This is a genomic window from Aeromonas sp. ZOR0001 (genome assembly GCF_000801015.1).
GTDB classification, from domain to species: domain Bacteria; phylum Pseudomonadota; class Gammaproteobacteria; order Enterobacterales; family Aeromonadaceae; genus Aeromonas; species Aeromonas veronii.
Genome location: NZ_JRJY01000046.1, coordinates 45,100 through 56,438 on the forward strand (window position 1 = coordinate 45,100; position 11,339 = coordinate 56,438).

General features: G+C 58.3%; 7 protein-coding genes. 6 read left to right on the plus strand and 1 reads right to left on the minus strand.

Going from position 1 to position 11,339, the window contains the following annotated elements:
• Positions 1-1,929, plus strand: a 1,929-nt coding sequence (gene metE / locus L972_RS06350) for a 5-methyltetrahydropteroyltriglutamate--homocysteine S-methyltransferase (RefSeq protein ID WP_047436753.1), incomplete at its 5' end; no start/stop codon positions are given.
• A 176-nt stretch (positions 1,930-2,105) separates the two neighbouring features.
• On the plus strand, positions 2,106-2,855 hold the full coding sequence (locus L972_RS06355; RefSeq protein WP_047436726.1) for a substrate-binding periplasmic protein: 750 nt from the start codon (positions 2,106-2,108) through the stop codon (positions 2,853-2,855).
• A gap of 36 nt (positions 2,856-2,891) precedes the next feature.
• Here the strand turns inward: L972_RS06355 and L972_RS06360 are convergent, their stop codons facing one another.
• Complete coding sequence (locus tag L972_RS06360; protein ID WP_047436729.1) at positions 2,892-3,755, minus strand: LysR family transcriptional regulator; 864 nt, start codon at positions 3,753-3,755, stop codon at positions 2,892-2,894.
• Positions 3,756-3,921: 166 nt separating this feature from the next.
• Here L972_RS06360 and L972_RS06365 point away from each other — a divergent pair, with 166 nt between their 5' ends.
• The 4 genes from L972_RS06365 (at position 3,922) to pflB (ending at position 10,868) form a co-directional block, all read left to right on the plus strand.
• Positions 3,922-5,355 carry a glycoside hydrolase family 1 protein gene (locus L972_RS06365; protein ID WP_047436732.1) on the plus strand — a complete coding sequence of 478 codons (1,434 nt, stop codon included), beginning with the start codon at positions 3,922-3,924 and terminating at the stop codon, positions 5,353-5,355.
• A 193-nt stretch (positions 5,356-5,548) separates the two neighbouring features.
• Positions 5,549-7,309, plus strand: a complete 1,761-nt coding sequence (gene ycaO / locus L972_RS06370; protein WP_047436735.1) for a 30S ribosomal protein S12 methylthiotransferase accessory factor YcaO — start codon at positions 5,549-5,551, stop codon at positions 7,307-7,309.
• Positions 7,310-7,690: 381 nt separating this feature from the next.
• Positions 7,691-8,539 carry a formate transporter FocA gene (gene focA, locus L972_RS06375; protein WP_005333620.1) on the plus strand — a complete coding sequence of 283 codons (849 nt, stop codon included), beginning with the start codon at positions 7,691-7,693 and terminating at the stop codon, positions 8,537-8,539.
• A gap of 46 nt (positions 8,540-8,585) precedes the next feature.
• The gene (gene pflB / locus L972_RS06380) at positions 8,586-10,868 is read left to right on the plus strand and encodes a formate C-acetyltransferase (RefSeq protein ID WP_005333618.1); all 2,283 of its coding nucleotides are present in this window, start codon (positions 8,586-8,588) and stop codon (positions 10,866-10,868) included.
• Positions 10,869-11,339: the final 471 nt, after the last annotated feature.

An 11,339-nucleotide genomic window follows, 5' to 3' on the forward strand; every position in this document is an offset into this window, starting at 1 on the left:
ACCAAATGGTTCAACACCAACTATCACTATCTGGTGCCGGAGTTCAGCCGTGATCAGCGCTTCAAGCTGGGCTGGAGCCAGCTGTTTGACGAGGTGGAAGAGGCCAAAGCGCTGGGGCTGCCGGTCAAGGCGGTGCTGCTGGGACCGGTCTCCTACCTGTGGCTCGGCAAGGAGAAAGAGAGCGGCTTCTCCCGCCTTGAACTGCTCGATCGCCTGCTCATCGTCTATCAGGAGATCTTGGCCAAACTGGCCGCCCAAGGAGTTGAGTGGGTGCAGATCGACGAACCTGCGCTGACGCTGGACTTGCCGGACGAGTGGCGGCTGGCCTACCTCAACGCCTACGAGCGCCTCGCGGGCCCCTGCAAGCTGCTGCTCACCACCTATTTCGGTTCGGTGGCTCATCAGCGCGACATTATCACCAGCCTGAAAGTTGATGGCCTGCATCTGGATCTGGTGGCCGCCCCCGAGCAGATGGAAACCCTGGTGCCGCATCTGCCCGCCCAGTGGGTCATCTCAGCCGGGGTGATCAACGGCCGCAACGTCTGGCGTGCCAATCTGGCCAAGCTGGCGCCGACTCTGAAGGCACTGAAAGCCAAACTCGGCGAGCGGCTCTGGGTTGCCTCCTCCTGCTCATTGCTGCACAGCCCGGTGGATTTGACCCTGGAGCAGGAGCTGGATCCCCAGACCCGCAGCTGGTTCGCCTTCGCCTTGCAAAAATGTTTCGAGTTGGGGCTGCTCAGAGAGTATCTGGATGGGGGCGAGCTCGACAAAATCACCGCCTACAGCCAGCCCATCGTCGATCGGGAGTCCGACAGCCGGGTGCACAAAAAAGCGGTGCAGTCACGGCTCGCCAGCCTCACCAACAGCGATTTTGATCGCCACAGCCCCTATCCGGTCAGGGCCGAGCTGCAGCGCTCGGATCTCAAACTGCCGCTACTGCCCACCACCACCATTGGCTCCTTCCCGCAGACCTCGCAGATCCGGGTATTGCGGCAGGATTGGCGCGCTGGTCGCATCGATGACAGCGCCTACGAGGCTGGCATTAAGGCGGAGATCCGCGATGCCATCGCGCGTCAGGAGGCCATCGGGCTGGATGTGCTGGTTCATGGTGAGGCCGAGCGCAACGACATGGTGGAGTATTTCGGGGAGCTGCTGGATGGCTTTGCCATCACCCGCTTCGGCTGGGTACAGAGCTATGGCTCCCGCTGCGTCAAGCCGCCGGTGATCACCCGCGATATTGACCGCCCGACCCCTATGACGCTCGAATGGACCCGATTTGCCCAGAGCCTGACCGATAAGCCGGTTAAGGGGATGCTGACTGGCCCCGTGACCATCCTCTGCTGGTCCTTCCCGCGCGAAGACGTGAGCCGCGAGCAATCTGCCCTGCAAATCGGGCTGGCCATTCGTGACGAGGTGGCAGATCTGGAAGCCGCCGGCATCAAGATCATCCAGATCGACGAACCGGCGATCCGCGAAGGCTTGCCCCTGCGCAAGCAGGATCATCAGGCCTATCTCGACTGGGCGGTGCGCGCCTTCCGTCTGAGCGCCAGCCCGGTGGCGGACAGCATCCAGATCCACACTCACATGTGTTACAGCGACTTCAACCTCATCATCGAGGCGGTGGCGGCGCTGGATGCGGATGTGATCACCATCGAGACCAGCCGCAGCCAGATGCAGCTGCTCGAAGCGTTCGAGCGCTTCAACTACCCCAACGAGATTGGCCCGGGCGTCTACGACATCCACTCGCCGAACGTGCCGAGCCAGAGCTGGATTGAGGGGTTGCTGCGCAAGGCGGCCAAGCAGATCCCGGCCGAGCGGCTCTGGGTCAACCCGGATTGCGGCCTCAAGACCCGCGGCTGGGAAGAGACGGAAGCCGCCCTCAAGGTGATGGTCGATGCCACCAGGGCGCTGCGGGCCGAGCTGGCGTAACCGGCAAGCCGTGACTGCCATCGGTAAGGTGGCGTGCTGACAAACGAACGAGAGAGGGGAAGCCACTGCTTCCTCTCTCTTTTTTCGTTGGCCACTTTTTCCACTGGCTTCTGAGCCTTGCCGCAGCCCGCTTTGCACTAGGCTCAGAGTTGGCAGAAGTGGATGGAGTCGCGGCCATGAGAGTCAGTCTGGGGAGCGCAATCCTGTGGGGATTGCTGGTGTGGCAGAGTGCATGGGCGGCGCCAGCGGCCGAGTTGAAGCTGGTCTATTTTGACGACTTTGCCCCATATTCGTGGCGTGACGAACAGGGCAAGATGCGCGGGCTGATGATCGACGTGGTGGATCGGGTGGCGGCACAGATGGAACTGCGGGTACGCCATGAAGGTTATCCGTGGCAACGGGCGCAAAAACTGGTGCGGATGGCGCAGGCCGATGGTTTTGTAACCATCGCCACCCGGGAGCGGCGCAGCTATACCCTGGTTGTGGAAGAGCCGGTCACTACCACTGTGCTAACCATTTTTACCCAGCGTGCCCATCCCCGCATGGCGGAATTTCAGCGTGCCAGCCGCTTGAGCGACTTCAAATCACTTACCTTTCTCGACTATTTCGGTAACGGCTGGGGCAAGGAGAACCTGGCGGGCTTCACCGTTCATCACACCATCAATGTCGATAATGTCTTCAAAATGCTGGCGGCGGGTCGGGGGGATCTGATGGTGACCGACCCACTGGTGGCACGTTTCAAACTCAACCAGCTGGGATTGTCCGGGCAGGTGGTCGAGGTGCCGCTGCAGCTTGCCTCTACCCCGTTCAATCTCTGCATCGGTAAGCACTCCCGCTTTAATACCCGGATAACCGAGTTCAACCGAGCCCTGCAACAGCTGCGACAAAGCGGCGAGTTGGCGCGTATCGTCGAACGCTATCGTTGATGCGCGGCCGCCATCTGCGGTTTGCCAAGGGCGTGTTTATCTTGGCGCCATATCGGCGATGGTTGCCCAGAAGGCATCGATCAAGGGCCCCTTGTTGTGGGGCGGACGGATCAGGCCAATGGTCCAGCAGGCTTCCCCATCTCTAAGGGGCAGGGTGAGTACATCCGGGTGCTCTATGGTGGTGGAGGAGGGGACCAGGGTCCAGGCGATCTCTGCCGCCGCGGTGGCGACGCCAGCGGCGAAGTCGTTGACGTACTGGATATCGCGAAAACGCAGCCCGCTCTGGGCCAGATAGTTCATCAGGTGATCGTAAAAGGACGGGGCCTTGTCACGACGCAGGATCGCCAGCGGCTTGTCCACCAGATCCGCCAACTCCCTCACATCGCGGTAGCTGGCGGGCAGTACGGCGACAAAGTGGGCTTCGACTACCGGCAGGGCGTGCCACCCCTTGGGGGCGGGCAGGCGGCAAAAACCGAGATCCAGCTTGCCTTCACTGAGCGCCAGCAGCTGGTGGTGGGTGGAGAGATCGTTGAGCTCGATGGTCACTTGCGGCCGCTCGGCGCGAAAGCGGGCAATGGCGGCGGGCACCAGGATTTTGGTGGCCACGCCAAAGCCGATGCGCAGGGTGCCGACATTGCCCCCCAGCACGTCGCGGGCGGTGCGCGAGAGTTGCTCGCTCTGGATGACTACAGCGCGGGCATCCTCATACAGCGCCCTGCCCAGTCCGGTGAGGCGAGTGGTACTGGCGTTGCGCTCGAACAGCTCGCCGCCCAGCTCCTCCTCCAGCCGCCTGATCTGTTTGCTCAGGGCCGACTGGGTAACATGCTGGCGCACCGCCGCCTGGCCGAAGTGCAGTACCTCCCCCAGGGTGACGAAGGCTTTCAGATCCCGTAGCTCCATCAGGGCTCCTTTCATTCCTGTTGGGAATGTTGAGTGGTCAAATTTGTCATTGGACGGAATTTTAGAAGTGTTGGATGCTTATGCCAATTCATTTCGGGTGCCCAGACAGGGGGCGCCGAGTTATCAGAGATGGCTGACACCATCAGCGCAGAAGGAGCAACACCAGATGCATCATCACAAGTTCAACGACTTCCCGAGCGATTTTCTGTGGGGCGCCGCCTCTGCCGCCTATCAGGTGGAGGGGGGCTGGAATGCCGATGGCAAGGGGCCCTCGGTGTGGGATCTCTTCACCAAGCTGCCGGGCAAGACCTTTCAGGGGAGCAACGGCGATGTGGCGGTGGATCACTACCACCGCATGGAAGAGGACGTGGCGCTGATGGCCGAGATGGGGCTCAAGGCTTACCGCTTCTCGGTGAGCTGGCCGCGCATCTATCCCACCGGTCGGGGGGAGGTGAACGAGGCGGGGCTGGCCTTCTACGAGAAGCTGATCGACACCCTCTTGGCCCACCAGATTGAGCCGGTGCTGACCCTTTATCACTGGGATCTGCCGCAGGCGCTGCAGGATGAGTACGGCGGCTGGGAAGACCGACGCATTATCGAGGATTTCGAGCGCTACTGCGTGACCCTCTATCAGCGTTTTGCCGGCAAGGTGAAGTACTGGGTGTCGCTTAACGAGCAGAACTACAACCTGACCAACGCCTATCAGCTCGGCACCCATCCGCCCGCTGTGCAGGATCGCAAGCGCTTCTTTGCCGCCAACCATATCGCGTTTCTGGCCAATGCCCGAGTGATCAAGGCGTTTCGCCAGCATGTGCCAAACGGCCTCATCGGCCCGAGCTTTGCCTACTCCCCTGCTTATCCGGCGTCGTGCGATCCGAAAGATATGCTGGCCTATGAGAACGCCGAGGAGTTCAACAACCTCTGGTGGCTGGATGCCTACTGCTTTGGCCGCTATCCGCAGGCGGCGCTCGCTTACTTGCGAGAAAACGGCGAGGCGCCGGAGATCCTGCCGGGCGATATGGAGTTGCTGCGAGAGGGGACGCCCGACTACATCGGCGTCAACTACTACTACACCCTGACCTACACTGATAACCCCTTGGGCGGTCAGACCCTGCAGCGGATCAACACCACCGGCAAGAAGGGCACTACGCCATCCAGCGGCATCCCCGGCCTCTACAAGACGGCGCCCAATCCGCACCTTGAGACCAGCAACTGGGATTGGGCCATCGACCCGACCGGTATGCGCATCGCCCTGCGTCGCCTCTCTTCCCGCTATGGCCTGCCGCTGATGATCACCGAGAACGGTCTTGGCGAGTTCGACAAGCTGGAGGCGGGCGACAAGGTGAACGATGAGTACCGCATCGATTACCTGCGCAGCCACGTCAAGGCGTGCCAGGAGGCGATGCAGGATGGGGTGGAATTGCTCGGCTACTGCGCCTGGTCGTTCACCGACATCCTGAGCTGGCTCAACGGCTATCAGAAGCGCTACGGCTTCGTCTATGTGGAGCGTGACGAGCAGGGGGGCTCCCTTCGCCGGATCAAGAAGGCGAGCTTCCACTGGTACAGCCAGGTGATTGCGAGCCAGGGCAAGCAGCTCTGACGATGTATCGCGTCGCGTAACCAGCGGGCCCGGGCAATCCCCGGGCCCGCGCTGTTTGTGGCGGGGGAGAGGGGATAAGCCGGTTTCTCACCGTGTGACTCATCCCTGTTTACTGATTTTTGTCCTGCCAAAGCCGCCGACCCCTGCTATTATCTGCGGCCGAACATGAGCCAATAAAAATCAGGATATCGTGATGACTGACCACACTTTTATTCCCGGCAAGGACGCGGCGCTGGAAGACTCCATCGAACGCTTCCAGACCAAGCTGCAAGCCTTGGGCTTTGATATTGAAGAGGCCTCCTGGCTCAACCCCGTGCCGAACGTCTGGTCGGTGCATATTCGCGACAAAGAGTGCGCCCTCTGCTTTACCAACGGCAAGGGTGCCAGCAAGAAGGCGGCCCTCGCGTCTGCCCTTGGCGAATATTTCGAGCGTCTCTCCACCAACTACTTCTTCGCCGACTTCTATCTGGGCGAGCAGGTCGCCAACGGCGATTTCGTTCACTACCCGAACGAAAAGTGGTTCCCCATCGAGGGTGACCAGTTCCCGGCCGGTCTGCTCGACAGCTTCACCCGCAAGTTTTACAACCCGGATGGTGAAGTGACTGCCGACATGCTGGTGGATCTGCAGTCAAACAACGAAGAGCGCGGTATCGTCGCGCTGCCGTTCGAGCGTCAGTCCGATCACGAGACCGTCTACATCCCGATGAACATCATCGGCAACCTCTATGTCTCCAACGGCATGAGCGCTGGCAACACCAAGACTGAAGCGCGCACCCAGGCGCTCTCCGAGGTGTTCGAGCGCCACGTGAAGAACAAGATCATCGCCGAGGCCATCAGCTTGCCGCTGATCCCGGACGAGGTCATTGCCCGTTATCCGGGGATTGCTGCCTCCATCGCCGCCCTCGAAGCGGAAGGCTTCCCCATTTACAGCTTCGATGCCTCCCTGGGTGGCCGTTATCCGGTCATCTGTGTGGTGCTGCTCAACCCGAGCAACGGCACCTGCTTTGCCTCCTTCGGCGCCCACCCGCGCTTCGAAGTGGCCTTCGAGCGGACCGTCACCGAGCTGCTGCAGGGCCGCGGTCTCAAGGATCTCGACGTGTTCGTGCCGCCGTCATTCGACAACGAGCAGGTGGCGGATCACCACAACCTCGAGACCCACTTCATCGACTCCTCGGGCCTTATCAGCTGGGATCTGTTCAAGCAGGATGCGGACTTCGAGTTTGCCGACTGGGATTTTCGTGGCACCTCGCAGGAGGAGTTCGACCACCTGATCGGCATCTTCCACGAGCTGGAGCAGCCGGTCTATATCGCCGACTACGAGCATCTGGGTGTCTACGCCTGCCGCATTCTGGTGCCGGGCATGTCCGACATCTATCCGGCCGAAGATCTGCTGCTGGCCAACAACAATATGGGCGCCAACCTGCGCGAAGTGATCCTGGCACTGCCATCACTGGATTGGGATGCCGAGCAGTACATGGCGTTGTTTGATCAACTGGATGAAGAGGGGCACGACGAGCGTACCCGTGTACGCGAGCTGCTGGGCATCGCCGCTGCCAAGGGTACCGCGCTGCACACCCTGCGCGTTGGCGAGCTGAAAGCCATGCTGGCGCTGGCCGCCGGTGAGCTGGAGACTGCTCTCGATCTCATCGATTGGACCATGGAGTTCAACCAGTCGGTGTTCTCAGCCGAGCGTGCCAGCTACTACCGCGCCCTGCGTGCCTGCGTCGAGTTGTTCCTCGACGAGGAGCGGGATCCGGAGCAGTATCGCGCCGTCTTCACTCGCATGTATGGCGAAGAGACGCTGGCACAGGCATGGGCTAACGCCACTGGCGAAGCACGCTTCCACGGGCTGGAAGCGGCCGACCTGTCGCTCTCCCAATTCCCGCTGCACCAGAAGCTGCTGGCGGCCTACGAGAAGCTGCAGAAGGCCAAGCGAGCCCATCACTGGGCGTGATCGTTGTTGTAAAGGAAGGGGCCGAGTGGCCCCTTCTGTTTATCGTGCAGCAAGGCACGGGATTGTTATTCAAAGATGAAATAAAAAACAAAAAATACCCCTAAGGGGGTTGATGACAGGGCAGGGGATGTGCTGTCTTTCTGCAAAGATATCTTGCCAATGCCACATTTCCATGCTCTAGAATAAATTCTTTAAAATCATTGCATTAAAAATGTGATATTTCTGTTTCAGCTGATACCTGGTGTAAAGTGGCGTAGCCATCGCACTAAAATATTTGTAGTAAAATTACATTCGCACTCTGATAAACTTGATCAATGTCAATTTTGGCTATTTGGCCCTTTGTTATGATTTCAACAGGCAAAACATTCAGGTAGAAAATAATTGAAAGCTGAATCTCCATTCGATTGTCTCAAGCCCGAAGCCATCGCTGCACTGGCTGAAGACATCACCTATGCCAAGGCTACCAAGCCGGCATACAAGGTCATTCCACTGGCCATCACCGCAGGCGCTTTCATCGCCATCGCATTTATCTTCTACATCACAGTGACTACCGGAACCGGCTCCATGCCTTGGGGTATGGCCAAGTTGGTGGGCGGTCTCTGCTTCTCTCTCGGACTTATTCTCTGTGTGCTGCTCGGTGCCGAGCTGTTCACCTCCACCACCCTGACGCTGGTGGCCAAGGCTGCCAATCGCATCAGCTGGGCTCAGCTGCTCAAGAACTGGGGTCTGGTCTACTTCGGCAACCTGATTGGCGGTCTGCTGATGGTGGCGCTGATCATCGTTTCTGCCGAGTACACGGCCGCAGACGGTCAGTGGGGTCTCAATGCCCTCAAAGTGGCCCAACACAAAATTCACCACACCTTCTTTGAAGCGGTGGCGCTGGGTATCCTCTGTAACCTGATGGTATGTCTTGCTGCCTGGATGGCTTTTGGAGCCCGCAGCGCGACTGACAAGGTAGTGGTTATGCTGCTGCCGGTTGCTATGTTCGTTGCCTCAGGTTTCGAGCACAGCATCGCAAACATGTTTATGATTCCGGTTGGTATCGCTATCCACAGCGTGGCTAGTCCGGAATTTTGGCAGGCCATCGGCCAGGATCCGGCAACCTTTGCTGACCTGACCGTATCCAACTTCGTCCTACACAACCTCATCCCCGTGACCATCGGCAATATCATCGGTGGTGGCGTGATGGTTGGTCTGACTTACTGGTTTATCTTCCGTCGTCATCATTAAGGATGATTGCGGGATACTACATCAATACCGTGTGAGGTAATGAAAAATGGCAGAACTTAACGAACAGTTCCAAAAAGCATGGGAAGGCTTCGCGGCCGGTGAATGGCAGACCTCTGTCAACACCCGTGACTTCATCCAGAAGAACTACACCCCGTATGAAGGTGACGAGTCCTTCCTGGCTGGCGCGACCGAAGCGACCACCAAGCTGTGGGACAAGGTCATGGAAGGGATCAAAATCGAGAACCGCACTCATGCGCCGGTTGATTTTGATACTGACCTGCCCTCCACCATTACCGCACACGATGCCGGTTATATCGATCAGAGCCTGGAGCAGATCGTTGGTCTGCAGACTGACAAGCCGCTGAAGCGCGCCATCATCGCCAACGGCGGTATCAAGATGGTTAAAACTTCTTGCGAAGTGTACGGTCGTCAACTGGACCCGATGGTCGAGAAGATCTTCACCGAATACCGCAAGACTCACAACCAGGGCGTGTTTGACGTTTACACCAAAGACATCCTGAACTGCCGTAAGTCTGGTGTTATCACCGGTCTGCCGGATGCCTACGGCCGTGGCCGTATCATCGGTGACTACCGTCGTGTTGCTCTGTACGGTGTTGACTTCCTGATGGCCGACAAACTGGCCCAGTTCAAGTCCCTGCAAGCTGACCTGGAAAACGGCGTCAACCTGGAAGCTACCATCCGTCTGCGCGAAGAGATCTCCGAGCAGCACCGTGCCCTGGCACAGATGAAGGTGATGGCTGCCAAGTACGGTTGCGATATCTCCGTACCGGCCAAGAACGCCAAAGAAGCTGTACAGTGGACCTACTTCGCCTACCTGGCGGCAGTCAAGTCCCAGAACGGTGCAGCCATGTCCTTCGGTCGTACCTCCAGCTTCCTGGATATCTACATCGAGCGTGACCTGCAGAAAGGCCTGATCACCGAGCAAGAAGCCCAGGAGCTGATGGACCACATGGTCATGAAGCTGCGTATGGTTCGCTTCCTGCGTACTCCGGAATACGATTCACTGTTCTCCGGCGACCCGATGTGGGCGACCGAGACCCTGGCTGGTATGGGCGTTGATGGCCGTACTCTGGTCACCAAGAACAGCTTCCGTATGCTGAACACCCTGTACACCATGGGCCCGTCCCCTGAGCCGAACCTGACCATCCTGTGGTCCGAGAAGCTGCCGGTCGGTTTCAAGAAGTACTGTGCCAAGGTATCCATCGAGACCTCTTCCGTTCAGTACGAGAACGACGATCTGATGCGTCCGGATTTCAACAACGATGACTACGCCATCGCTTGCTGTGTATCCCCGATGATCGTTGGCAAGCAGATGCAGTTCTTCGGTGCTCGTGCCAACCTGGCCAAGACCATGCTGTATGCAATCAACGGTGGTATGGACGAGAAGCTCAAGATCCAGGTCGGTCCGAAAACCGAGATGGTCAAGTCCGAGTACCTCGACTACAACGACGTAATGGATCGTCTGGACCACTTCATGGATTGGCTGGCCAAGCAATACGTTGCTGCGCTGAACATCATCCACTACATGCACGACAAGTACAGCTACGAAGCCTCTCTGATGGCGCTGCACGACCGTGACGTATATCGCACCATGGCGTGTGGTATCGCTGGTCTGTCCGTAGCCGCTGACTCCCTGTCTGCCATCAAGTACGCCAAGGTCAAGCCGATTCGTGACGAAGATGGCGTTGCCATCGACTTCGAAATCGAAGGCGAATACCCGCAGTTCGGTAACAACGACGCTCGCGTCGATGATATCGCCTGTGACCTGGTTGAGCGCTTCATGAAGAAGATTCAGAAGCTGAACACCTACCGTGGTGCTGTTGCTACCCAGTCTGTTCTGACCATCACCTCCAACGTGGTATATGGCAAGAAGACCGGTAACACCCCGGATGGCCGTCGTGCTGGTGCTCCGTTCGGCCCGGGTGCAAACCCGATGCACGGTCGTGACCAGAAGGGTGCCGTTGCTTCCCTGACTTCTGTAGCCAAGCTGCCGTTCGCTTACGCTAAAGATGGTATCTCCTATACCTTCTCCATCGTACCGAATGCACTGGGTAAAGATATGGAAGCCCAGAAAGCCAACCTGGCTGGCCTGATGGACGGTTACTTCCACCACGAAGCCAACGTAGAGGGTGGTCAGCACCTGAACGTGAACGTGATGAACCGTGAAATGCTGCTGGACGCCATGGAAAACCCGGAGAAATATCCGCAGTTGACCATCCGCGTATCCGGTTATGCCGTTCGCTTCAACTCTTTGACCAAAGAGCAACAGCAAGACGTCATCACCCGTACCTTCACAGCTTCTCTGTAATCGAGACATAGTGAGCAAAAACCGGCGCCAAGGCGCCGGTTTTTTTATGCGTGTGATTCAGGGGAGTAGGCTTACATCCAGTTCCATCGTAATCACGACATGTATGGAGATGGTATTCACCTGACAGTTGTCATGGGGTATTTGAACAGTGCTATGGCGCAGGTGTTCATCAGGGTTGAACTTGGCACAGCCTGTAATGCGATAACTCGTTATTCACGCTCTAAGGGAATAGGGCGATTGCTTTGCCTGCCATTGCATCAGTGTTGCTATGGCTCGTGGAACAGCTGATCAGGTTTAAGGGGTGAACAGAGGCGCCATCGCGAGTATCAAGCAATACCCATAAGCCTGTGACTATGGAATCATTCTCTGCCTCTGCCTCTGCCTCTGCCTCTGCCTCTGCCTCTGCCTCTGCCTTTGCCTTTGCCTTTGCCTCTGCCTCTGCCTCTGCCTCTGCCTCTGCCTCTGCCTCTG